Origin of the sequence: Thalassospira profundimaris, assembly GCF_003326675.1 — a bacterium.
GTDB lineage: Bacteria > Pseudomonadota > Alphaproteobacteria > Rhodospirillales > Thalassospiraceae > Thalassospira > Thalassospira aquimaris.
Genome location: NZ_JPWF01000005.1, coordinates 48,881 through 73,865 on the forward strand (window position 1 = coordinate 48,881; position 24,985 = coordinate 73,865).

21 protein-coding genes are annotated in these 24,985 nt (G+C 54.1%); 5 read left to right on the forward strand and 16 right to left on the reverse strand.

The genetic code is table 11. The annotated features are described in order from the left end of the window. Window positions 1-31: 31 nt before the first annotated feature. Window positions 32-820 carry an RluA family pseudouridine synthase gene (locus tag TH19_RS08560; protein WP_114101936.1) on the forward strand — a complete coding sequence of 263 codons (789 nt, stop codon included), beginning with the start codon at window positions 32-34 and terminating at the stop codon, window positions 818-820. Here the strand turns inward: TH19_RS08560 and TH19_RS08565 are convergent. Then, complete coding sequence (locus TH19_RS08565; RefSeq protein ID WP_114101937.1) at window positions 767-1,693, reverse strand: AEC family transporter; 927 nt, start codon at window positions 1,691-1,693, stop codon at window positions 767-769. The two genes, TH19_RS08560 and TH19_RS08565, sit on opposite strands and share 54 nt — an antisense overlap. A 154-nt stretch (window positions 1,694-1,847) precedes the next feature. Here TH19_RS08565 and TH19_RS08570 point away from each other — a divergent pair, with 154 nt between their 5' ends. Next, window positions 1,848-2,516 (forward strand): DUF4433 domain-containing protein, encoded by a 669-nt coding sequence (locus TH19_RS08570; RefSeq protein ID WP_181846365.1) that lies wholly within the window; start codon window positions 1,848-1,850, stop codon window positions 2,514-2,516. Continuing rightward, window positions 2,513-3,553: a type II toxin-antitoxin system antitoxin DNA ADP-ribosyl glycohydrolase DarG gene (gene darG / locus TH19_RS08575; protein WP_114102165.1), complete on the forward strand. Its 1,041-nt coding sequence runs from the start codon at window positions 2,513-2,515 to the stop codon at window positions 3,551-3,553. The genes TH19_RS08570 and darG overlap by 4 nt, the downstream gene beginning before the upstream one ends. A gap of 6 nt (window positions 3,554-3,559) precedes the next feature. Here the strand turns inward: darG and TH19_RS08580 are convergent, their stop codons facing one another. The 9 genes from TH19_RS08580 to TH19_RS08620 form a co-directional block, all read right to left on the reverse strand. After that, window positions 3,560-4,006, reverse strand: a complete 447-nt coding sequence (locus TH19_RS08580; protein ID WP_114101939.1) for a methylglyoxal synthase — start codon at window positions 4,004-4,006, stop codon at window positions 3,560-3,562. Between the two features lie 237 nt (window positions 4,007-4,243). Beyond that, window positions 4,244-5,650 (reverse strand): dihydrolipoyl dehydrogenase, encoded by a 1,407-nt coding sequence (gene lpdA, locus TH19_RS08585; protein ID WP_114101940.1) that lies wholly within the window; start codon window positions 5,648-5,650, stop codon window positions 4,244-4,246. Between the two features lie 24 nt (window positions 5,651-5,674). Next, window positions 5,675-6,943 carry a 2-oxoglutarate dehydrogenase complex dihydrolipoyllysine-residue succinyltransferase gene (odhB, locus tag TH19_RS08590; RefSeq protein WP_114102166.1) on the reverse strand — a complete coding sequence of 423 codons (1,269 nt, stop codon included), beginning with the start codon at window positions 6,941-6,943 and terminating at the stop codon, window positions 5,675-5,677. Window positions 6,944-7,047: 104 nt separating this feature from the next. After that, entirely contained in the window at window positions 7,048-9,960 is a 2,913-nt protein-coding gene (locus tag TH19_RS08595) for a 2-oxoglutarate dehydrogenase E1 component (RefSeq protein WP_114101941.1), read from the reverse strand. A 69-nt stretch (window positions 9,961-10,029) separates the two neighbouring features. Further along, window positions 10,030-10,905 (reverse strand): succinate--CoA ligase subunit alpha, encoded by an 876-nt coding sequence (gene sucD / locus TH19_RS08600; RefSeq protein ID WP_114101942.1) that lies wholly within the window; start codon window positions 10,903-10,905, stop codon window positions 10,030-10,032. Window positions 10,906-10,907: 2 nt separating this feature from the next. Further along, window positions 10,908-12,137, reverse strand: coding sequence for an ADP-forming succinate--CoA ligase subunit beta (gene sucC, locus TH19_RS08605; protein ID WP_228196313.1), 1,230 nt, complete (start codon window positions 12,135-12,137; stop codon window positions 10,908-10,910). A 142-nt stretch (window positions 12,138-12,279) separates the two neighbouring features. Then, entirely contained in the window at window positions 12,280-13,230 is a 951-nt protein-coding gene (gene mdh, locus TH19_RS08610; protein ID WP_114097006.1) for a malate dehydrogenase, read from the reverse strand. A 578-nt stretch (window positions 13,231-13,808) separates the two neighbouring features. Next, the gene (gene zapE, locus TH19_RS08615; RefSeq protein ID WP_114101943.1) at window positions 13,809-14,936 is read right to left on the reverse strand and encodes a cell division protein ZapE; all 1,128 of its coding nucleotides are present in this window, start codon (window positions 14,934-14,936) and stop codon (window positions 13,809-13,811) included. Window positions 14,937-15,066: 130 nt separating this feature from the next. After that, a complete protein-coding gene (locus TH19_RS08620) occupies window positions 15,067-16,056 on the reverse strand; it encodes a CorA family divalent cation transporter (protein WP_114101944.1) in 990 nt (329 codons plus the stop codon). A 165-nt stretch (window positions 16,057-16,221) separates the two neighbouring features. Here TH19_RS08620 and TH19_RS08625 point away from each other — a divergent pair, with 165 nt between their 5' ends. After that, window positions 16,222-18,825: a DUF3772 domain-containing protein gene (locus TH19_RS08625; protein ID WP_114102167.1), complete on the forward strand. Its 2,604-nt coding sequence runs from the start codon at window positions 16,222-16,224 to the stop codon at window positions 18,823-18,825. An 8-nt stretch (window positions 18,826-18,833) separates the two neighbouring features. Here the strand turns inward: TH19_RS08625 and TH19_RS08630 are convergent, their stop codons facing one another. From TH19_RS08630 to nadA, 3 genes are all read right to left on the reverse strand, one after another. Further along, complete coding sequence (locus TH19_RS08630; protein ID WP_114102168.1) at window positions 18,834-19,250, reverse strand: NUDIX hydrolase; 417 nt, start codon at window positions 19,248-19,250, stop codon at window positions 18,834-18,836. Window positions 19,251-19,257: 7 nt separating this feature from the next. Continuing rightward, window positions 19,258-20,097, reverse strand: a complete 840-nt coding sequence (gene nadC, locus TH19_RS08635) for a carboxylating nicotinate-nucleotide diphosphorylase (protein WP_114101945.1) — start codon at window positions 20,095-20,097, stop codon at window positions 19,258-19,260. Between the two features lie 75 nt (window positions 20,098-20,172). Continuing rightward, window positions 20,173-21,195 (reverse strand): quinolinate synthase NadA, encoded by a 1,023-nt coding sequence (gene nadA, locus TH19_RS08640; protein ID WP_220151716.1) that lies wholly within the window; start codon window positions 21,193-21,195, stop codon window positions 20,173-20,175. 232 nt (window positions 21,196-21,427) lie between these two features. Between nadA and TH19_RS08645 the strand changes: the two genes are divergently transcribed. Next, the gene (locus TH19_RS08645) at window positions 21,428-22,249 is read left to right on the forward strand and encodes a c-type cytochrome (RefSeq protein WP_181846366.1); all 822 of its coding nucleotides are present in this window, start codon (window positions 21,428-21,430) and stop codon (window positions 22,247-22,249) included. A gap of 13 nt (window positions 22,250-22,262) precedes the next feature. On the opposite strand, the gene TH19_RS08650 is transcribed toward TH19_RS08645, so the two are convergent. From TH19_RS08650 to TH19_RS08660, 3 genes are all read right to left on the reverse strand, one after another. Further along, complete coding sequence (locus TH19_RS08650; RefSeq protein ID WP_114101947.1) at window positions 22,263-23,651, reverse strand: glutamine synthetase family protein; 1,389 nt, start codon at window positions 23,649-23,651, stop codon at window positions 22,263-22,265. A gap of 72 nt (window positions 23,652-23,723) precedes the next feature. Beyond that, window positions 23,724-24,215, reverse strand: a complete 492-nt coding sequence (locus TH19_RS08655) for a class I SAM-dependent methyltransferase (RefSeq protein WP_114101948.1) — start codon at window positions 24,213-24,215, stop codon at window positions 23,724-23,726. Between the two features lie 94 nt (window positions 24,216-24,309). After that, on the reverse strand, window positions 24,310-24,915 hold the full coding sequence (locus TH19_RS08660; protein WP_114101949.1) for a glutathione S-transferase family protein: 606 nt from the start codon (window positions 24,913-24,915) through the stop codon (window positions 24,310-24,312). Window positions 24,916-24,985: the final 70 nt, after the last annotated feature.

Genomic DNA, 24,985 nt, shown 5'->3' on the forward strand with positions numbered 1-24,985 from the left:
AAAGCAGGGGCTTATATGAAAGGCCGTATCAATGACCCATCCGATTGCCGAAGATCTTATTGCGCATGTGTTGCACCGTGATTCCAACGTCATCGTGCTGAACAAGCCACCGGGGCTGGCATCGCATGGCGGGCCGAAAACCTATTTCCACGTTGATGCCTATCTTCCTGATCTGAAATTCGGCATTCAGCCCGAACCGACGCTTGCCCATCGTCTTGATCGCGATACGGCCGGGTGTCTGTTACTGTGTCGTCATCCGAAATCATCCAAGAAAATTACCCGTCTCTTTACCGAAAAACTCATCGGTAAGACCTACTGGGCGGTGGTGCGCGGTGCGATGGAAGATGATCACGGCTTCATTGATGCGCCGATTGGCAAGATCAATGATGAAAGTGGCTGGCAGATGGTCGTCCATGAAGACGGACAGCCGTCAAAGACCGAATACAAGGTCCTTGGTCGTGGCAAGGATGACGACGGCAATGATATCACCTGGCTTGCACTGGTGCCCCATACCGGGCGTACCCATCAGCTGCGTGTACATCTTGATCATGTCGGGCATCCGGTGATTGGCGATCCGTTTTACGGACGCGGCGACGAGCCGCCGATCTTTGGCGCGCCGCCGACCCTGATGCTGCTATCGCGCCAGATCATTGTGCCGTTCCATGCCGACCGCGACCCGGTCGTAGTCGATGCGCCGCCGCCTGAATTGATGCGGGCCGGGCTTTCGGCTTGTGGCTATGACGGTGATTATGCCGCGCATGCAAGCTCAATTGATGCTCAATATACCGGCGATGACAGCGACGCTGAAGGCGGAGAGTAATGTCTCAAGCGTGATGATCGATGCCATCGCATCGGGATCACCATTAAGCTGACGGGCAAGGATATAGGCATTCCCGGCGCACGGCATTCCGGCATAGAACACGCCCATCGCCAAAACCATGCCATCGACCCCGGCCAGATGCAGGCAGATGCCGGTGATCAGCGGAAGCACGGCAAGCTTGATCGTGGTGGCCAGTGTGATGGCCCAGATCGCCTTTTTGCTCAGGATAAATTTAAGACCGGCACCAACCGAAAGCAGGCTTAGGGGCAGGGCCGCTGTCTTGAAAAGGGCGGCGGTATTTTCGATGGGCAGCGGAACGTGAATATTACTCACATTCAGGATGGCGCCCGCACCTGCGGCAATGATGATCGGGTTTTTGACAATCCCGTTGATGATCCGGCTCACGCTGCTTTTGCCACCACTAAACGCACTTAAAACCACAACGCCCAACATGTTTGTGGCAATCACCATGACCGCAACAAACACGATGGCAAGTGCCAGGCCCTCGGCACCATAAAGCGCATCAGCCACGGCAAGCAGCACATAGCTGTTATATCGCACCGACCCCTGAAAGATGGATGTAAACAGGGGCGTGTCGCGCGTGATCAAAGGCCGCAATAGTAACAAGGCAGCCGATAGACCAAGTGTTGCGGCAAGTGTGATGCCAACCGCCTTGCCGGCATTGCCACTGGAAAAATCCGCCCGGTAAATCTCGACAATTAGCAGCGACGGCAACAGCAAATAGTAGGTCAGCCGATCAATCCCGGCCCAGATGTCCGATCCCTTGATCAAATAGCGCTTTAGTGCCGCGCCAACGAGGATGGCGGCAAAGATCGGAAAGATCGCGGCAATCAGTTCATTAGCGAAATTCATGTAGAGAATGACTTAGAAATTGCTATGGTTGGGGACAATGGATTGCTAAGTTGCTTCGTCGCAAATATTGGGCTAACGGCATTTGTCGCAAAATCTGAGGTGTAATTTGCCGGATCGATTTATTTTTCGTCAAGTGTATTACAAGGATATCGAAGTGTTCTTGGTCGACGGAGAGATTCGCTCAAAGAATCATGAGCAGCCTCAGTTGTGTCATCAAGCTTCCTATCAGAGCATAGTTGATCGACGAGGAACACCACTGTTTCAGATCCCTGGTGGAGGCGTTGTTAATGATTATGTTCCATTCTATTTTTCACCAATAACATCATTCACTTTTACAATTTTTAGGGGGAACGTAGATTTGATGTCGCCTGATGGCGAAAATTTAGGACCTGCTTGCGAGGAAGATAGAGTATTTTTGGTTGCAAAGGTTGAAGGATTTCGCAATAGCGGACTAGATTTCTGTTTCAGCGATTTCGCCTTAAATTCAAATGCACCATTGCCAACTCTATGTAGTGACTTGGATAGGATAGATGATCATATCCATTGGGATATGTTTGACGAATATCCTTACAAGGGTAGAATCGACGAACTTGGATACAAGGGTGTTTGCCAATACTTCAAAAGTATGGACCGTCCACCAGAACGTATGACCCGCAGCCAAAAGCGTATGGCTGAGTTCTTGGTTCGCTCTGCAGTCCCGCTTAGCCTCATTGATTGCTTGATTGTCAAATCAGAGGCGATGAGAGATAAGCTCAAGCCTATAATGGATGCCTCAGTTTGGGATATCCCGATATATGTAAAACCCGGATGCTATTATCAATGACCATCTCATTCAAAAAAGGTGACATGTTTTCCGAGACAGTGGATGCTCTTGTGAACACGGTTAACTGTGTCGGGGTGATGGGAAAAGGTGTTGCACTTGAGTTTAAAAAGCGTTGGCCAGAAAATTACAAAGAGTACAAAAAATTATGTTCTTCAAATGGCTTAAGGCCAGGTAAAGTTTTTGTATTTGATACCAAGCAGCTTTTCCCTACAAATGGCCCTCGGTTTTTGGTCAATTTTCCGACCAAGGATCATTGGAGAGCTAAATCCAAACTCGATTATGTTGGAACAGGTTTGGACGCACTCGTCGAGGCGATTGAGAACTATGGCATCAAATCTATCGCTATTCCGCCGTTAGGATGCGGAAACGGCGGATTGGATTGGTCCGACGTAAAACCATTGATCATCGAGAAGCTTGAGACACTCTCAAATGTTGACGTACGCGTATTTTATCCGAAAGAAGCATTCGATGAACCAGAGTATAGTCATCCCAAGTTTGCAATGACCTTTGAACGGGCGGTGCTTCTCAAATGTCTAGGGGATTTGGAACCATATTTTGACGGATCATTCGATAGAATCTCACTGCAGAAAATAGTCTATTTTTTGCAGGCAATAGGTGTGAACTTTAACCTAAAATTCTCTCGAAATTTGCATGGGCCATATTCGGAAGCTCTAAAAAAGGCATTCATTGCTCTTGAGCATCACAAGATGATTTCTGGTTTTCAAACTGGTGATAGACAGGCCCATGTAACCCCAAGTGGTTATGCGGTTGCGGACGAGTATCTAAGTTCCAACGATGTTGCGGATCGGACAATCGAACGCTTAGGTAAGTTAGTGCAGGGTTACGAAAGCCCGTACGGTTTGGAATTGCTCTCTTCTGTTCATTGGTTGGCTCATCATGAAAACTGCTATCCTCTTGAGAAAGTTATCAAAGAGATGAACAGCTGGAATGAAAACAAGAGAAATATCTTTAGTAGTGATACAATACGCGTAGCCTATGAACGCCTTCAGGTAGACGGTTTGTTGAACTGTGCCTGAAAACCCTCAGACCTTGCGATTGCTATAATCGGCAAAGACCTGTTCGGGGGAATGGTTGCGATATTGTTCGCAGATTTCTTCAAAGCGCGGATTGCTGATCAAAAGGTCTGCGGTGCTTTGATTGCACGCAATCGGCACTTCATAAAGGTTGGCCAACCGGATCAGGGCCCGCACATCGACATCATGGGGGTGTGGCGTCATCGGATCGGTGAAGAAGAACATGGCTTGCAACTGACCATGGGCAATCATTGAACCCAATTGCTGATCACCGCCAAACGGACCGCTTTTAAGCGGATGAATATCAAATGCCGGAAACCGTTCCTGCAAAACGCGCCCGGTGGTGCCGGTGGCAAAGATACGGGTATTGGCAAAGCTTGCCTGATGCTTGGCCAGCCAGTCGGCCATTTCACGTTTGCGACGGTCATGGGCAACAACGCCGATGGATAGGGTCATAGAGGGTCTCCCGGCCTTTGATATTGATTTATCATACTAATCCCCAATGCCGCATCGCGTCACGCGGCAATCGTCGGACAAATATGCAAAGCTGCCTTGCCGGAATGGTTTAGGGATGTCTGGCAATCCGTCGGGTAGGGTTAAAAGTTACATCCTATGCACATCCCCAAAACAAAACGGCCGCCCCAAATGAATGAATGAATGGGGCGGCCGTTTGCAGATCAGATAGCTGATCAATTACATGTGGATTGCGCGCTTGTCTGCGTCCAGTGCGGCTTCCTTGACGACTTCGCCAAGGGCCGGGTGGGCGTGGCAGGTGCGTGCGATGTCTTCGGCAGATGCGCCGTATTCCATCGCCAGAACCACTTCGGCAATCAGATCGCCTGCAGCCGGACCGACAATATGCGCGCCGACGACACGGTGCGTTTTCTTGTCTTCAAGCAGCTTGACGAAACCATCGGTGCTTTCCATTGCCTTCGCACGGCCATTGGCAGTGAAGGGGAATTTACCAACAGAATATTCTGCGCCTTCTTCCTTAAGCTGTTCTTCGGTTTTGCCAACAGAAGCAACTTCCGGCCAGGTGTAAACAACACCCGGGACCTTGCCGTAATCGACATGGCCTTCTTCGCCGGCAATCATTTCTGCAAGGGCAACGCCGTCTTCTTCAGCCTTGTGGGCCAGCATCGGACCGGCAATGGTATCGCCAATTGCAAAGATGCCGCCAACATTGGTCTGGAAGTATTCGTCGGTTTTGACACGACCACGTTCGTCGAGTTCAACGCCAACTTTATCCAGGCCAAGGCCGGTGGTGTAAGGACGACGGCCGATCGCAACCAGAACGACGTCGGCTTTGAGTTCCTCTGCATCGCCGCCTTTGGACGGTTCAACAGTAAGGGTCACGCCGGATTTGCCGGTTTTGGCAGCGGTTACCTTGTGGCCGAGTTTGAAGTCCAGACCCTGCTTGGCAAAGATGCGCTGGGTCTGTTTGACCAGCTCGCCATCCATGCCCGGCAGAATGCGGTCAAGGAATTCAACAACGGTGACTTCGGCACCCAGACGACGCCAGACGGAACCAAGTTCCAGACCGATGACGCCTGCACCAATAACAACCATCTTTTTCGGGACGGTCGGAAGAGTCAGCGCGCCGGTCGAAGAGACGATGTTTTTCTCGTCAATTTCAACACCCGGCAGCGGGGTGACTTCCGAACCCGTCGCGATGACGATGTTCTTGGCCGTCAGGGTTTCTTCACCGCCATCAAGAAGGGCAACCTTGACAGTGGTCGGCGAGGTGATCTCGCCGGCACCTTTGACATAGGTAACCTTGTTCTTTTTGAACAGGAATTCGATACCCTTGACGTTGCTGTCAACGACCTTGTCCTTGCGGGCCATCATCTTTTCAAGATTGACCTTCGGCTTGGAAACTTCGATGCCGTGGGTATCGAAATGTTCCGAAGCTTCTTCGAACAGGTGCGAAGAATGCAGCAGTGCCTTGGACGGAATGCAACCGACATTCAGGCAGGTACCACCAAGTGCGCCACGTTTTTCAACGCAGGCAACTTTAAGACCGAGCTGTGCGGCGCGGATGGCGCAAACATAACCGCCAGGGCCGCCACCGATCACGACAATGTCGTAGTTCTCACTCATGAGTTCTTTGATCCTTTTGTCTGATCAGATGTCGAGCAGGATGCGTTCCGGGTTCTCGATGCATTCCTTGACGCGTACCAGGAACGACACAGCTTCGCGGCCGTCGATGATACGGTGGTCATAGGACAGTGCCAGATACATCATCGGACGGATTTCGACTTTGCCGTCGATTGCGACCGGGCGCATCTGGGTTTTGTGCATGCCGAGAATACCGGACTGCGGTGCGTTCAGGATCGGCGAAGACAGCAGGGATCCGAATACACCACCGTTGGAGATGGTGAAGGAACCGCCGGTCATTTCGTCCATGCCGAGTTTGCCGTCACGTGCACGTTTGCCGAAATCGACAATGGTGCTTTCCAGATCAGCAAAGGTTTTTTCTTCTGCCGAACGGATAACCGGAACAACAAGACCCTGCGGGGTGCCAACGGCAACGCCGATGTCGCAGTAGTTTTTGTAAATGAAGCTGTTGCCGTCGATTTCGGCGTTAACAGCCGGCCATTCTTTCAGTGCCGTGGTGCAGGCTTTGATGAAGAAGGACATGAAGCCGAGCTTCACACCGTGTTTCTTCTCGAAACCGTCTTTGTACTGGTTACGGCAAGCCAGAAGGTTGGTCATGTCCACTTCGTTATAAGTGGTCAGCATGGCCGCAGTGTTCTGGGCTTCTTTCAGGCGGCGCGCAATGGTCTGGCGCAGCTTGGACATTTTGACGCGCTCTTCACCATCACGCAGTGCGCGTTCCGGCTTCGGAGCAGCCGGAGCCGCAGCAACCGGTGCAGCCGCACGCGGTGCCGGTGCACCACCAGCAAGATAGTTCATGACGTCACCCTTGGTCAGACGGCCATCTTTGCCAGATGCCGGAATGACTGCCGGGTTCAGGTTGTTGTCTTCGACCAGTTTGCGAACTGCCGGCGGCAGCGGATGGTCAGTATTTGCAGTGGTTGCAGCGGCCGGGGCAGCAGCAGGTGCCGGAGCAGCAGCAGGAGCCGCTTTCTCTTCCTTGGCCGGTGCAGCTTCTGCTTTTGCTTCTGCCGGAGCAGCAGCAACAGAACCAGCAGCACCTTCGTTGATCATGGCGATCAGGGCGCCAACTTCGACTTCGTCGCCTTCACCAACAACCAGTTCAGCAATCGCGCCGGCAACCGGTGCGTTGACTTCAACGGTCACTTTGTCGGTTTCAAGTTCGACAATCGGTTCATCGGCTGCAACAGCATCACCGACTTTTTTGTACCATTTTGCCACCGTGGCTTCAGATACAGACTCGCCCAGCGCGGGAACTTTAACTTCAGTCGCCATTTTTTCCTCGACCGTTTTTTCAATCAGGCAGTGTGGGTCTGCCATGATGCGAATGAATTCAAATGAACAGATCGGACGGGCGATTTCTCGCCCGTCCGGAAAAGTTATTTTACGCTAAGTGCCGCGTCGACCAGATCAGCCTGCTCGCGCAGGTGGGCCTTCAGAAGACCCGTTGCCGGCGAAGCAGATGCTGCGCGACCGACATAAACCGGACGACCCGCCTTATGCGAGATGTTCGACAGGGTGGCTTCGATACGACGATCGACGAAGTACCAGGAACCCATGTTCTCTGATTCTTCCTGACACCATACGACATCAGCATTCGGATATTTGGCCAGTTCCGTTGCCAGTTCTTTTTCCGGCCACGGATAAAGCTGTTCGACACGCACAAGCGCAACATCTTCGATGCCACGGTTTTCGCGCTCGGCGAGAAGATCGTAATAGACCTTGCCCGACGACAGAACGACGCGTTTGACCTTGTTGCCGTCTACCAGCTTGCCGGTTTCCTCGATCACAGGCTTGAAGGTCGTACCAGCCGCAAACTCGGACAGGTTCGACACACACTGCTTGTGACGCAGAAGCGACTTCGGCGTCATCAGAACCAGCGGCTTGCGGAACGAGCGGCGGATCTGACGGCGCAGGATGTGGTAATAGTTTGCCGGTGTCGTACAGTTCGCCACCTGCATGTTATTTTCACCACAAAGCTGCAGGTAACGTTCCAGGCGGGCGGAGCTGTGTTCCGGACCCTGGCCTTCGTAACCGTGCGGCAGCAACATCACCAGACCCGACATACGCAGCCATTTGGCTTCGCCCGAGCTGATGAACTGGTCAATGATGACTTGTGCACCGTTGGCAAAATCACCGAACTGGGCTTCCCAGAGAACCAGCGAGTGCGGTTCTGCAAGGGTGATCCCGTATTCAAAGCCCAGAACACCGGCTTCGGACAGCGGCGAGTTGAGAACTTCAAGCTCGGCCTGACCGGTACGGATGTTGTTGAGCGGGGTGTATTTTGCCTCGGAGGTCTGGTCGACCAGTTTGGCATGACGCTGCGAGAAGGTACCGCGCTGGCAATCCTGACCCGAAAGACGGACCGGGGTGCCTTCGCACATCAGCGTACCGAACGCCAATGCTTCGGCGGTCGCCCAATCAATACCTTCGCCGGTTTCGAACATCTTCGCTTTGGCCTTCAACTGACGAAGGATTTTGCGGTTAATGTCGAAGTCACTTGGCGGGGTCGACAGGGCACGGCCGACTTCCTGCAATAGGTCGTCGTCAACGCCGGTTTTTCCGATCCAGTCGGCATCTTCGCCATGCGAGGATGCAAGACCTGACCATTTGCCTTCAAGCCAGTCAGCCTTGTTCGGGCGATAGCTTTCCGATGCCTTGAACTCTTCATCAAGGTAATCCTGGAACGACTTGTCCAGTGCCTTGGCGCGTTCTTCGGTCAGAAGGCCTTCCTTCACCAGCTGCTGTGCATAGAGGTCTTTGGTGGTCGGATGTTTACCGATCACGTCATACATAATCGGCTGGGTGAAGGCCGGCTCGTCGCTTTCATTGTGGCCAAAGCGGCGATAGCAGAACATGTCGATAACGACGTCCTGTTTGAATTCCTGACGGAATTCGGTCGCGATGCGGGCCGCATGAACCACTGCTTCGGGATCGTCACCATTGACGTGCAGGATCGGGGCCTGAACGACTTTGGCAATGTCCGAGCAATAAGGCGAAGAACGGGAATCGGTCGGCTTGGTCGTGAAACCGATCTGGTTGTTCACAACAAAGTGGATCGTACCACCGGTACGATAACCTTTGAGGTGCGACAGATCGAAGGTTTCTGCGACAAGGCCCTGACCGGCAAAGGCAGCATCACCGTGCAGGAGGATACCCATAACCTGCTCGCGATTGGTGTCTTTGCGCTGGGACTGCTTGGCGCGGACCTTACCAAGGACAACAGTGTTCACCGCTTCGAGGTGCGACGGGTTTGCCGTCAGCGAAAGGTGAACGACGTTGCCGTCAAACTCACGGTCGGCAGATGTACCAAGGTGATACTTAACGTCACCCGAGCCCATCACGTCGTCCGGCTTGGACGGGTTGCCCATGAATTCCGAGAAGATCGCGCGGAACGGCTTGCTCATGACGTTGGCAAGAACGTTCAGACGACCACGGTGCGGCATCCCGAAGACAACCTCACGGATGCCAAGCTGGCTGCCGCGTTTGAGGATCTGTTCGAGGGCCGGGATCAGGGCTTCGCCACCGTCTACGCCGAAACGTTTGGTGCCGACATATTTGGTATGCAGATAGTTTTCAAAGCCTTCGGCTTCGACCAGGCGCTCAAGGATGGCTTCCTTGCCGCGTGCAGTAAACTGCGTCTGGTTGCCGATGCTTTCGATCCGCTGCTGAATCCATGACTTCTGTTCAGGTTCCTGAATGTGCATGAATTCGATACCGATCGACCCGCAATAGGTTTTGCGCGCCAGCGAAACGATCTGGCGGATGGTCGCGGTTTCAAGACCCAGAACGTTCGCGATGAAAATCGGGCGGTCCATGTCGGCTTCGGTGAAGCCATAGGTCTTCGGATCAAGTTCCGGGTGCGGTTCACGCGGGGCAAGGCCCAGCGGATCGAGATTCGCTTCGAGATGGCCGCGTACACGGTACGAACGGATCAGCATCAGGGCGCGAATGGAATCATTGGCAGCAGAGCGAATGGCGTCGGTATTTACCGGGCCAGCTGCTGGTGCTGCGAGGGCTGCCGGTGCGTAGGCCACCTGGGCCGGACGTTCGGCATGTCCCTGTGAGACGTCGTATCCCTCCATGCCGCCAACAACCTTGGTTTCCCGTGGCTGCCAGCTCGGCCCGCGCATTTCTGCGAGAAGTTCGGAGGCGTCGTCCTGCAACCCGTCAAAAAACTCAGCCCAGCTCTGGTCAACCGCAGACGGGTTCTCCAGATACCGGGCATAGATTTGAGCGATGTAGGTTGCGTTCGACTCGTTAAGAATCGTGTCGAGATCTTGAGGTTTCATTTGTGGTCGGAAGGCATGGTCCCCAAGACAGGACCACGCCCCCCCTTGCCTTTCCTCTGACTACCCAGATTAGCCCTTCAAAGCCTTCAGCATGGTCGAGCCGAGGCTTGCCGGGGAATCGGCAACAAGAACGCCAGCGCTGCGCATAGCTTCCATTTTCGCATCCGCGGTGCCTTTGCCACCCGAGATGATCGCACCGGCATGGCCCATGCGTTTACCCGGAGGTGCGGTAACACCGGCGATGAAGCCAGCAACCGGTTTCTTGACTTTGGAAGCCTGCAGGAATTCACATGCTTCTTCCTCGGCCGAACCACCGATTTCACCGATCATGATGATGCCTTCGGTTTCCGGATCCTTCAGGAACAGGTCGAGGCAGTCGATGAAGTTGGTGCCGTTAACCGGGTCACCACCGATACCGATACAGGTCGACTGACCAAGGCCAGCGGCCGTGGTCTGTGCAACTGCTTCGTAGGTGAGCGTGCCGGAACGCGAAACGATACCGATTTTCCCGCGACGGTGAATGTGACCCGGCATGATGCCGATTTTGCATTCGTCCGGGGTAATGATACCCGGGCAGTTCGGACCGATCAGGCGGGTCGAAGAACCTTCGAGCGCGCGCTTGACGCGAACCATGTCAGCAACCGGAATACCTTCGGTGATGCAGACAGCCAGTTCGATTTTGGCATCGATGGCTTCGAGAATTGCGTCTGCTGCGAAGGGCGGCGGAACATAGATTACAGAAGCATTTGCTTCGGTAACGTGTTTCGCTTCGGCAACGGTGTTGAAGACCGGAAGGTCAAGGTGCTTGGTGCCGCCTTTACCCGGGGTAACACCACCAACCATCTTGGTGCCATAGGCAATTGCCTGTTCGCTGTGGAAGGTACCCTGCGAACCAGTGAAACCCTGGCAGATAACTTTGGTGTTTTTATCGACGAGAACAGCCATAGTTACGCGGCCTCCTTCACAGCTTTGACCACCTTCTCGGCGGCATCGGCAAGGTTGTCAGCCGAAACAATCGGCAGACCCGATTCTTCGAGGATCTTCTTGCCAAGTTCGACATTCGTACCTTCAAGGCGAACAACCAGCGGAACGTTCAGGCTGACTTCGCGGGCAGCTGCCACAACGCCGTCTGCAATCACGTCACAACGCATGATGCCACCAAAGATGTTGACCAGGATGCCTTCGACATTCGGATCAGACAGGATCAGTTTGAAGGCAGTGGTAACGCGTTCTTTGGTTGCGCCGCCACCAACGTCAAGGAAGTTTGCCGGTGCACCACCATAAAGCTTGATGATGTCCATGGTTGCCATGGCAAGGCCTGCGCCGTTAACCATGCAGCCGATGGTGCCATCGAGCTTGATGTAGTTGAGGCTGTGTTTTGCAGCTTCAAGTTCAGCCGGGTTTTCTTCGTCTTCGTCGCGCAGGTTTTCGATGTCCGGATGACGGAACAGCGCGTTGTCGTCGAAGTTCATTTTGCAATCGAGAGCGATGATATCGCCTTCGCCGGTCACGACCAGCGGGTTGATCTCGACCATGGCTGCATCGGTGTCGAGGAAGCACTGGTACATTGCCGACATGAATTTGACAGCTTTGGAAACCTGCTTGCCTTCGAGGCCAAGTGCGAATGCCAGTTTACGGCCATGGAAGCCCGAGAAGCCAGCAGCCGGATCGATGTCAACGGTGACGATCTTTTCCGGGGTTGCTTCTGCAACTTCTTCAATGTCCATACCGCCTTCGGTCGAAGCCATGAAGATCACGCGCGAGCAAGCGCGGTCGACGAGAACCGAAAGATACAGTTCGCGTGCGATATCGCAGCCTTCTTCGATGTAAACGCGTTTGACTTCTTTGCCTTCCGGACCGGTCTGGTGGGTCACCAGGGTCGAACCGAGCATCTGTTCAGCGTTGGCGCCAACTTCTTCGACGCTTTTGACAACGCGAACGCCGCCTTTATCGCCTGCTTTGGCTTCCTTGAAGGTGCCTTTACCGCGGCCACCTGCATGGATCTGGGACTTTACCACGTAAACCGGACCAGCCTGGGACTGGGCAGCTTCAATGGCTTCCTGAGCGGTATATGCAACTTTGCCATTCGGCACGGTCACACCGTATTTGCGAAGAATTTCTTTCGCCTGGTACTCATGAATATTCATGTTCGGTCGCTTTCTTGCCTTCCGTACGATTTCCTGTGGGTCAGAAATCGGGATTTCAATGTCCCCGTAACTTGCGGGAGGGACTTTGTATGCGAGGCCCGCGATCACTGAAGTTATAAAAACAACAATGATTGAAAAACGGGCCGGTCACTGACCAGCCCGCTTCGCGTTCTTAGAGCATGCCCTTAGCAGCTTCAACGAGACCGCGAACTGCGTTCACGGAATTGTCGAAGTTTGCTTTTTCGGACTCGTCAAGATTGATCTCGACGATACGCTCAACACCGCCAGCACCCAGAACAACCGGGACACCGACGTAAATGCCATCAACGCCGTATTCGCCGCTCAGATAAGCAGCAACCGGCATGACGCGTTTCTGGTCTTTCAGGTAGCTTTCAGCCATTGCAACTGCCGAAGCAGCCGGTGCGTAGAAAGCAGAACCGGTTTTCAGAAGAGCAACGATCTCGGCGCCGCCATCACGGGTGCGCTGAACGATCTCGTCGATTTTCTCCTGCGTGGTCCAACCCATTTTGATCAGGTCAGGAACCGGGATACCGGCAACGGTCGAATAACGGATGGACGGGACCATGGTGTCGCCGTGTCCGCCAAGAACGAATGCGGTAACGTCTTTGACCGATACTTTGAATTCTTCTGCGAGGAAGTAACGGAAACGTGCCGAGTCCAGAACGCCAGCCATGCCGACAACTTTCTTCGGATCGAAGCCGGTTGCCTGCTGCATCACCCAAACCATTGCATCAAGCGGGTTGGTGATGACGATGACGAATGCATTCGGTGCATGTTCTTTGATGCCCTGACCAACCTGGGTCATGACTTTGGTGTTGATGCCGATGAGGTCATCACGGCTCATGCCCGGTTTACGAGCTACACCTGCGGTGACGATAACAACATCAGCGCCTGCGATGTCTTTATAGTCACTGGTACCCTTGAGGTCGGCATCAAACATGTCGACGGGGGAGGATTCAGCAATGTCAAGCGACTTGCCCTGTGGCATTCCATCAACGATGTCGAAAAGGACGACGTCGCCAAGCTCTTTCAGGCCGACGAGGTGAGCAAGGGTGCCACCAATGTTGCCAGCACCGACGAGCGCGATCTTGTTGCGGGCCATTCCGTTACCTTCTTCCCTATTACGCTTCCTGGGGGTCGAAACTCAACTTGGGAGCGCGATTGAAAATTTAAACCTGCGAACGCGAAATATTCGTTCGTAAACACCGAGTGTCGTAAACTGAATCGTTGTGATTTACAAGGGGAAACCCCGCTGTTTTCACGAGGAAAACCGCCGGTTCGGGGTTTATTGCAACTATGGTCTAAACGCTTAAAAACCGGTCATGTTGCGATTGCGAAGGCGGATGGATGCGCAGCAAAACCAAAGCCTGTTTGCGATTGCGGCCTGCCTAAAGGAAAGGCAGTCTGCGCGTTTGCTGCGAATTCGGGCGTGTGATCCATCCGGAACCGCCCAAGCATTGCAGGAAATGCCCATCTGCCATGCGGTGTGCACGTATTCGAAAAAACGCTAATACGATGAAATTTGCGCGATTGTGCGTTTGTGACATGCCTCACGCAAGAATCACCCGATGATGCGCGACCATATGGCGAATTGTTGCGGCGGATTTAAACTCTGATGGGTGGAGTCGTTTTTGACATGTCGCAATGACAGGATACAGACCAGCCGTTAGACAGGTAAAATCAGGTCAAATGCGCCATATCGAGATATTCCTGGCTGCGCATTTCGGTCAAGCGCGACACGGTACGCTGGAACTCGAACGAATAATCCCCGTCGGTATAAATATCGTTCGGGTCGCATTCAATCGCACAGATCAGCTTGGTTTTATGTTCATACATGGCATCGATCAGGGTTCCGAAACGCTTGGCCCAGTCGCGGCGTGAATCCGGCAATTTCGGAATGAAGTCGATGACAATCGTATGGAAATGGGTGGCAAGGGCAATGTAATCCCCCGGACCCAGCGGACGGGTGCATAATTCATCAAAGCTGAATTTGGCGACACCGGCACCCGCGGCCGAAATTTCGATCTTGCGGCCTTTGACGGTCAGGCTGTCCGGTGCGACGCGGGCCCCTTCGGTCAGGGTTGCAAACATCTCGTCGATTTTTGCAACCGCCTCTTCGCGGGCCGTTGGGTACAGATAAACATCGGCTGCGGTCAGGTTGCGCATGCGGTAATCGGTCGGACTTGCCAGTTCAAGCACATCAAGCTTGCGCTTGATCATGTCAATGAATGGCAGGAAGTTCTGGCGCTGTAGCCCGTCCTTGTAAAGGTCGTCGGGCACACGGTTGGACGTGGTCACAATCACCACACCATGTTCAAACAGATGTTCGAACAACCGGCCAAGGATCATCGCATCGGTGATATCGGTGACCTGCATTTCGTCAAAGCACAGAAGCCAGGCGCCATCGGCCAGATCCTTGGCAATTGGCGGGATTGGGTCGGCATCGTCCTTTTTCTTGGTTTGGCGGAAACGGTGCATCCGTTCATGCACATCCTGCATGAAATCGTGGAAATGCACGCGACGCTTTTTTTCAATGTCGATGGTTTCATAAAACAGGTCCATCAACATGGATTTGCCACGTCCGACTTCGCCGTAAATATAAAGTCCCAGCGGCGGGGTCGGTTCATCGCGGCGGCGCGTCAGGCCAAACCGTTCGCGCCAGCCACCAGTTCCGGTTGCCGGTTCATAATGGGCAAGCGCGTTCTTAAGGCTTTGCAGCTTTTCTGCGCATAATTCCTGCATCGGGTCATGAGACAGCTCACCATTGGTGATTTTCGCGCGATAACGGGAAAGCGGGCCGTCGGTCATCAACAAGTCTCGGATGCAGTGAAAGAAATCAGATCAACGGCCAATGTCATAGCGCCAAGAAGCATCGCAATGCAACAAGGGCCTTTGCATTGCTGCTTCTTTGATCTTGCAGACTGGATGCGTGCGCGCGTCAGATCAGGCGCATTTTCTTGAACAACCAGATTTCAAATGCAGTGATTGCCGTCAGGATTACCACCACGGTGGCAAAGCCAAGCGGGTTGTCGGCGGCCGGGATACCGCCGACATTGATGCCCAGCAAGCCGGTGACAAAACTGATTGGCAGGAACAAGCCGGCAATCACCGTCAGCCAATACATGGTGCGGTTCATCTGTTCGGTGTCGATCGCCATCAGATGTTCATTCACGATCTGGATGCGTTCGCGCAGGGAATCAAATTCTTCGACCAGCCGGACGGTTTTATCGGTCAGGGCCCGGGCACGACGTTTAAAGCGTTTGTCTGACCATGTCGGTTTCTGTTCGACAAAATTGGCAAGGGCATCGCGTTGCGGGGCAAGATGGCGGCGCAGACGCGAAAGCTGATGACGGATGTCCGAACCGCGTTTGCGCAGCGGTAATGTTTTGCCTTCTGCGACGTTTTCCTGGTCATCTTCGATGGTTTCGACCTCTTCTTCGATGCCGCGCACGATGTTTTCCACACGGAAGGCCAGCCGCTCGGCAATGGTCAGGACGAAATCATCAATGCTGCGCGGGGCATCGTTGCGCGCAATCATTGCCCGGATGTCATCAAATGCCTTAAGCGACTGGTTGCGAAGGGTGATTACCATATTATTGGTGATCCAGAAGCGAACCGAAATCATGTCAGCCGGATCGTTTTCCGCGTTCAGATTGACCCCGCGCAGGTTCAGCGTATAGCCCGGATCGTAAAAGAATACAGATGGTCGTGTGCCGCGTGTTGAAAGTGTGTCGGCGATGGTCGGATCAATGCCTGCGATATCAATCAGCCATTCCCGAACCCCTTCACCCATCCAGTCAAGATGCACCCATAAAAACCTGTCCTCGGCAATGGTTGGAAGGCCACCCTGAAGCGTTGCCCAGTCAATTGGGTTTGCCGATCCATCCGGGTTCATTTCAAAGGCGTTGATAAGGGCGGTTTTGCTCATGGGGGCTCCTCGCATGCCTGCATTGGGCACAATTCAGGACGGTGTTGTTGCCAGATCTCTGGAACGAAACGTTTGGTGATTCGTTATGATCTTCAGTGTAACCTGTTTACAAATCGGGAAAAACGGTCAAATACCGCTTATCGGGCATCAAATGGATCATCAGGCATGACTACTCTTCGTCGCGTGTTCGCAGGTTTTGCAATCTGTCTGTTTGCGATGATCGCTGCGCAAAATGTCTCTGCGCAAGGCAATGGCAATGGACAGGACGCAGTTCAGAAAGTTGAACTGGAAAATGCACAGGCGCTGATATCGGAATGGGACGGTGCACTTGATGATCTTGAAAAGATCATGGCCCGGGATGAGGTGACCAACCGCTTCATTGCAGATGGTCGCGACAGGATTGAGAATATCCATCTTGGTGTCAGCAGTTTGCATGACCGTGCCGACGAACGTCTGAAGCGTTTCAAAGCCGCCCTTGGCAAGCTCGGTGAACCACCAGCAGAAGGGCAGGAAGAAGTTCCCGCAGTTGCCCGCGAACGTGAAAAGATCGGTCAGGATATTGCCCGTGTGACCGGTGTGATCAAACAGCTTGAGCTGGTTGACTTCCGTGCGACCGAGCTCTCCGATCAATTGGCCGGTCTTGCCCGTGAACGGTTTACCCGCAGGATTCTTGGCCGCGTTGATGTGCCACTTGATCCCGGTGTCTGGCTTTCAGCCTGGGGTGAAATTGTCCAGCTGCCCAGTATGGTTCAGGCCCGCTATGCGAACCTTGAAATTGAAGGTCAGGCGGCCGACGAGCTTACGGAAATTGCGCCCGGTCTGGTGCTTTTGACCTTTATTGTCATCGCTGCTTTGATCGGTGGCGAAGTCCTTGTGCTGCGTTATATGCCGGCCCACTGGAAGGAAATGCCAAACCAGGACCGGGTGGCATTGATATCGGGAACCCGCTTCCTGTTCACGGCAATGGTCCCCGGCCTTGCCCTGCTGGTGGCCTATGGTGTTCTTGATTCCCGACAGGTTTTGCTGAGCGGTGCGATCGGGGATTTCATTCATCAATGCTTTGCGGCGGCTTTGTTCCTGCTATTTGTCGGCGCCGCCATCCGAAGCGTGCATTCGCCATTTTCACCACCTTTGCGCCGAGCCGGTACAACGGATCGCGGGGCGCGGATTGTCGGAATATCCTCCCTTGTCGTTGCAGTGATCTTTGCCTGGGACATGATCCTTTTGCAGGGCGCAACAACGCTTGGTACGTCGCTTGAAATTGCCCTTGTGCAAAGTATCACCAACGTTCTGGTGATCTCGGTATTGCTGTTTGTGTCATCGCTTGGTGTTTTCTGGGTACATGACGAACAGGACCGGCATGAATTCTGGCCCAAACTTGAACGCCGAAGCCGCCGGGGGCTTAAAGCAATTGCCATTCTGATGCCGGTTCTGATGGTTTTGGGCTATGTCGCGCTGGCGCGATTTATCCTTGAAAACCTGATGATGGGCTTGGCATTTCTGACCTGCTATTGGCTGCTGCGTGGCTATTTCCGGGCTTTGATGCATACATATCTGGTCCGTCCCGAGCCAAGCGAAGAAAGCAAAACCAGCGATGCTGTTCACGGCACGCTGTATTTCTGGCTCCGGGTGTTGATTGACGTGGTGATGGTGACCGTCGCTGTGCCGGTGGCGGTGATGATCTTTACCGACATTGCCTGGGCGGATTTGATTTTTGCGGTTCAGCAGGCCTTTGTTGGTATTCAGGTTGGCGGCATTCATTTCTCTCTGCGTTCGATCCTGCTTGCGGCCCTGATGTTTGTGATTGTTCTGGGTCTGATGCGGTTTTTCCAGCGGATGCTCAGCACACGTGTGTTGCCCAACACCAAGCTGGATCAGGGGCTGCAACATTCGGTTTCGGCGATCTTTGGCTATGCCGGGATTTGCCTTGCGGTGCTGTTGGCGATTTCTGCGGCCGGGATGGATTTGTCCAATCTTGCGATCATTGCCGGTGCGATTTCGGTCGGTATCGGTTTTGGCATGCAAAGTATCGTCAACAACTTCGTTTCCGGCCTGATCCTTTTGGTCGAACGCCCGATCAAGGTTGGTGACTGGATCGTGGTTGGCGCCGATCAGGGGCTTGTCAAAGACATCCGGGTACGTGCGACCGAGATCGAAACCTTTGACCGATCCTCCATTGTCATTCCGAACTCCGAACTGATTTCCAACCGGGTTCTGAACTGGACACTTAAGGAACGCTCGGGCCGTGGCATCATCAAGATTGGTGTTTCATACGGGGCCGATGTCGACAAGGTGCGCGAAATCCTTCTCGAAATGGCGGACAAACGCCGCGAAATTCTGAGTTATCCGGCGCCACAGGTTGTCTTTATGGATTTCGGCGCCAGTTCGCTCGATTTCGAATTGCGGTATTTCCTGCGCGATATCGGCGATGTCATGGCCGTTGCAAGTTCGGTTCGGTTTGAACTGGTGCAGCGTTTCCGGGAAGAAGGTATCGAAATTCCGTTCCCGCAGCGTGACCTTAATTTGCGCGATATCGACAAACTGACCGATGCGATCCGCGATGCAGGCAAGGGATCAGCACGATCCAAACCTGTGTCGGAACCCTTGGCATCAGACGAGCCACCGGCAGTTGATGACGGGACCGAACACGGGGCCGATCAGCAGCCAACGCCGCCGTCGGCAGCCAAGGATATTTCGCGCGATCAGGATGCGTCGAGCCGGGATATACCCGATGCTGGTGGTGATCCGGACGGGGATGCCCCGCGGTAAAGCCGGGTTTAAATATCGAAAAGTGCAGCGGTGATCTTTTGGCCCATCGGGGCCATCAGATCACGCTCGCGCTGGTTCAGCCAGCGCAGCTCGGCAATTTCGTGTGCCGGGGCAAGCGTGCCGCGATAGTCGGCACTAAAACAGGTCATGCGGACAATCGCGCCATCGGGCTGATTATGTCCGCGCCCGGCAAAGGTGCCGATCTTTCGGATGCTGTCATCAAGCAGGGTGACACCAAGTTCCTCTGCGACTTCACGGATGATGGCATCACGCGCCGTTTCCCCCGGATCGACCTTGCCGCCGGGCAGGTAGAACCTGTCCCGGCCGTGGCTGCGCACGGACAGTATTTTATCGCCGTCGCGCAAAATCCAGTTCGCGGTTTCGATGACCTTGGTGGTCGGGGGATTTGTGACGCGATCTTCCATCAGGCGATCACAGGATCGCCACATCAAGCCCGATATCGACCGCCGGGGCCGATTGGGTGATACGACCAACCGATACGTAATCAACGCCGGTGGCGGCAATCGCGCCTATGGTCTGAAGGTTGACGCCACCCGATGCCTCGGTCTTGCAACGGCCATCAACGATCGCAACTGCTTCGCGCAGCATATCCGGACCCATATTATCAAGCAGGATGATGTCAGCACCGGCTGTTGTGGCCTCTGCCACCTGATCAAGGGTGTCGCATTCGACTTCGATTTTTGGCAGATTGGCGGTACGAGCTGCTTCGACGCATTTGGTGATCGATCCGACAACACCGATATGGTTATCCTTGATCATCACCCCGTCATACAGGCCCATGCGGTGGTTCTGCGCACCGCCCATGCGGGTTGCGTATTTTTCCATCTTGCGCCAACCCGGCAGTGTTTTGCGGGTATCAAGAAGCTTTGCCGATGTTTCCCCCATCGCCGCAACATAGGTGCGCGTGGTGGTGGCAATGCCCGAAAGATGCTGAAGGGTATTAAGGGCGGTACGTTCCGCGGTCAGGATGCCGCGCGCGTTGCCTTCGACCACGGCCAGAACGTCCTTGGCCGCAATAGCATCGCCGTCTTCGCAATGCTTTTCAATCCTGGCATCGGGGACCAGCTTGCGGAAACATTCAAGGGCGATATCAAGCCCGGCAACCACAATATCCTCGCGGGTTTCAAGGGCAACACGCAAGCGCGCATTGGCGGGCACAACGTTATCAGATGTGATGTCGCCGGTTCCGATATCCTCGGCAAAGGCGCGGTCGATGAATTCCGAAATTTCAGCCTGGGTCAGTACGGTCATGATGCGTGCCGCTTTTTGGTCGATTGGAATGGCAAACAGCCCCGCAAAATTTGCGGGGCTGTGAGAAGGTTTGGCTTAGGCCGCCGTGTCTTTTTTGACCGGAATGTTTTTTGACATTTCAAGCATGCGTTCAAGCGGTTTGACCGCTGCAATGCGCAGGTCTTCGGGCATGACGATCTGCGGACCGTTATTGACCAGACACAGATAGAGCTTCTCAAGCGTGTTAAGCTCCATGAACGGGCAGTTATTGCACGCGCATGATCCGTCAGCACCCGGTACCGGAATGAATTCCTTGTGCGGGGCAGACTTTTCCATCTGGTGGATGATGTGGGGTTCGGTCGCGATCAGATATTTCTGATCCGGGCCGTTAATCACATATTCCAGAATCGCACGGGTCGAACCGACGTGATCGGCATGTTTCAGAATACCGTCATGGCATTCCGGGTGGGCTGCGATCTTGGCATCCGGGTTCTGGGTCTTGAGGCGGATCAGTTCACGTTCGGAAAACTGTTCATGCACGATGCACGAGCCATTCCAAAGCGTCATGTCACGGCCGGTTTTCTTGGCAAGGTAAGTGCCAAGATGGCGGTCCGGTGCCCACAGGATCGGCTGATCTGCCGGGATCTGATCAATGATCTCGGCCGCATTGGACGAGGTCACGATAATATCGGACGCGGCCTTCACCTCTGCGGAGCAGTTGATATAGGTGATGGATACGTGATCAGGATGTTGTTCGCGGAATTTGCGGAACGGTTCGGGCTGGCACGAATCTTCGAGCGAACAACCCGCTTTCGAATCCGGCAGCAGAACGGTTTTGTTCGGGCTGAGGATTTTGGCAACCTCGGCCATGAAACGCACGCCGCAGAAAACGATAACATCGGCATCGGTTTCGGCAGCCTTGCGCGACAAGTCCAGACTATCGCCAACAAAGTCGGCAAGGTCCTGAATTTCCCCATCCTGATAGTAATGGGCCAGAATGATCGCGTTCTTTTCCTTTTTCAGGCGCTGAATCTCAGCTTCCAGATCAAGGGTCGGATCAATCTGCATTTCCGACATTGCGTCCGCCGAAGCTTCGGCAATGGTGATCATTTCATTCATGGCGTCGTCTCATCTCGCCTGTTTGCAAGCCGGAGATAAGTCGCGGGGCCCGGCATTGCAAGTTAATGACAGTTTGGAACCTGAATATCGCCATTGTGCAAGGATGGCAAGGAAATGGGCGGCAAAGAAAGGCAGCCATGCGTCATGAACGCCCCACGCGATTGAGAAATCACTGAATTGCGCAACTATGCTACTCTGTTTGCAGGACAATATAAAAGCAGAGGGCAGGGGTATGAAATCGTATGGGAAACATGCGCTTTGGGTGCTGTTATGTCTTTTTCTGCCAGTGACGGCGCAGGCCGCAGAATTACAGCTTACCTCTCCATCCGGGGTTGTTTCGGTTTATCAAACCGATGAATTGCTTTCTCATCCGCAGGCGCGCGACATCGTAGTTGCCAATGATGGCGGTTACGGTCAGGACATGACCTATCGCGCGGTGCCACTGGCAGCAGTGATCGGGGATGCAAGCGCGGTCGATGATCAGACCGGGCTTGAAGTCATCGCGCTTGACGGGTTTGTTGCCAATATTCCGGTGCCGCTGGTTCTGCGCGACAGGGATGAAGGCGCACAAGCCTGGCTTGCCATCGAACCCGAAGCATCACCTTGGCCGAACCTGCCGGGCAAGAACGTTTCCGCCGGGCCGTTTTCGGTGGTCTGGATTGATGGCCCGGCATCCAATATCCGATCCGAACAATGGCCCTATCAGGTGGCCAAAATCGGTTATGCCGAGTTCCCCACCGCCCGCTGGCCGCAATTGGCATTGGCCGAGGACGCCACGGAAAATGCCAAGCACGGCAAAACCATCTTCATTGATCAGTGCTTTGCCTGCCACCGCATGAACGGGGCGGGCATCACGGAATTGGGCCCGGATTTGAATTTGCCGATGAACCCGGTCGAATACTTCATGCCCGATGCGCTTTTCATGCTGATCCGCGATCCGGCAACGGTGCGCCATTGGCCCGAAATGCAGATGCACGGCTTTACCGACGATCAGCTATCAGATGGCGAAATCCATGATGTGATTGCTTATTTGACGGCAATGGCAAGTCGGTAAGCGGATAAACGGTCTAGACCGAAAACGCGTAATATTCCCACTCGGCTGCCGATACTTTCAGGGCCATATGTTCGTATTCGGCCTGTTTGATCTTGGTAAAGGCAGTGTGGAAACGTGGTCCAAGGGTGCGTTTGTTGAACTCCGATGCGCCGAACCGGTCAATTGCTTCAAGCCAGTGACGCGGAAGATCGTTCGGGGCCTTGGCGTGGCCGATTTCGTCTTTACTGGGCTTGCCCGGATCGATTTTGTTTTCAATGCCATCAAGGGCCGCGCCAAGGGTCACAGCGGCCACAAGGTACGGGTTGGCATCTACACCGGCAATGCGGTGTTCGAAATGGCGCGTCTTGCCCGGTGTGCCCGGAACGCGCAGCGCCACGGTGCGGTTTTCAACGCCCCAATCATCGGAGGCCGGTGAATACATGGCCGATGCAAAGCGACGCCATGAATTCATGAACGGGGCCAAGAGCAACATGGTTTCGCCGATTGTGCCGCGAATGCCGCCAATGGCATTGAGCATCAGCGGACTGAGAGATCCGTCTGCCTGATCGGCAAACAGGTTGTTGCCGTTTTCATCTGCCAGCGACAGATGCAGATGCATGCCCGACCCGGCTTCGTTGCCGAACGGTTTTGGCATGAAGACAGCCTCAAGCCCGAAGCGACGCGCACAGGTACGGATCAGGCGTTTGGCAATGATCACGTCATCGGCTGCGCGCATCAGTTCGCGATAGCGAATGGTCATTTCATACTGACCCGGCCCATATTCCGAAATCAGGGTTTCCAGCGTTAGATCAAGATGCTTCGCACCTTCATAGATCGCATCAAACAGTGGCGACATTTCATCAATCTCGTCGACCGACATGGTGTTGCGAAGGGTACTGCGCCGTTTGGTCATCGCATAGGATGCAGGTTGATAAAGACCTGATGCATCCGGGGTGTGATCCACCAGATAAAATTCCAGCTCGAACGCCCCCATCGGGTGGAAGCCAAGTTTCTCGGCCCGTTTGATCTGGGCTTCAAATACGTTGCGCGGGTCAACATCGTGGGGCTTGCCATCTTCTTCATACATGGCAATCAGAAGCTGTCCGCGGCCGGTATGGGGCAAGTAACCCAGTGTGCCGGGTACCGGCCAGCAACGGCAATCGCCACCACCCCCGGTCTGTACCAGACCGCAATCATCCACATCCTCGCCTGTTACATTCTGCCCGAACAGGGAACTCGGCAAGCCGCGCCCGGATTTATAAATGCCTTCCAGTTCGTGCCGACGGATCATCTTGCCGCGACCAATGCCATGGAAATCGGTCAGGATAATATCGATGGCCTCGACATCCGGGTACTTGGCCAGAAAATCCTGTGCTTCGGAAAGCTGAGATCCGCTGGGCGATGTGGCATTACTGGTGGTCACGGCTTGGCATCCTGATCGTGGAATGGTGTTGGCCAAATTTAATAGCGGCCAAGTCAAACTGTTGGGGGATTATTACCCCTGAAAGCGCCGGAAGAAATAGCGATCTTGCGGTACACCTTCGGGGAGCGGCTCGGCAATCGTGCCCGGGACGTCGATCTTTTGATCGGACGCGACAATCGCGCCAACCTTAAGTGCGGGTGGCAGGGTCTGCCCGATAAAGGCTGCGATCTTGGCGTTCAGGGCTTCGTCGCCGGTTCCAACATCGGAATGCACAAGGGCAACCTTGCCTTTGAAACGTTCAACCGCCATCGGCAGGGTTTCGAAAATGTCGCCAAGGAACAGGTGATCATCATCGGGAATGCATTTCGGATGGGCGGCGATCTGACGATCAAACACATAGATTTCACGATCGGGCATGATTTCACGCAGATGATCGAATGTGCGCCCGTTGCCAAGCCCGACTTCCAGCACGATGCCGTCCTGATCCTTGATCATTTCTGCGGCTGCGTTCAGGCAATCGCGTTGGGCTTGCAGGCGGCGGATAACGCTGTTCAGACGTGACATATCGGGTGAAGCTCCGGGTTTTGATAATCGGGTTTGTTCTTGTTGTGTGATGGTACCCTGCACATGCCTTCATGTGCAGGGTACCATCAGGCAATCAGCCTTCAAACTTGGTGGCGTCAAAGGCCGGGACACGGGCACGGAAGGCATCAAGCCAGGTCACAAGACCCGGATAGGTCGCCCGCCATGCACCATCAAAGCGCAGATCAAGATAACCAAGCGCACAGGCAATCGCCACGTGACCAATGGTAAGGTCCCCATCAAGCGACGGGACGTTGTTGCCAAGGTGATCAAGGGAACGTTTGACCTTGTCACCCTGATAGGAAAGCCAGTCTGCGAACTGTTTTTCCTCGGGACGCAGGCGGGTTTCGTAAACCTGAAGAATGGCGGCATCGATGATGCCATCACCAAGGGCCTGAAGGGTCAGTGCTTCCCAGCGTGCGTCGCTTTCGGTCGGATGCAGGGTTACGCCATCAACCTGTGCGTCGAGATATTCACAGATGACGCGCGAATCAAAAAGTTTGCGACCATCATCAAGAAGCAGGATCGGAATTTTACCCAGCGGGTTCTGCTGACGCAGGGAATCTTCCGGGTCGGCCGTGTTGGACATCTCGACCGTCAACTGGTCATAAATCCCAAGAATCTTGGCAGCGATTTTAACTTTCCGGCCAAACGGGGATGGGCCGCTGGAACGCAGAATCATGATTTTCCTCCGTGCAGATCAATTATTTGCGCGCAGTGTAAGGGGGAACTGCAAGTCGGAGGAACTGAAA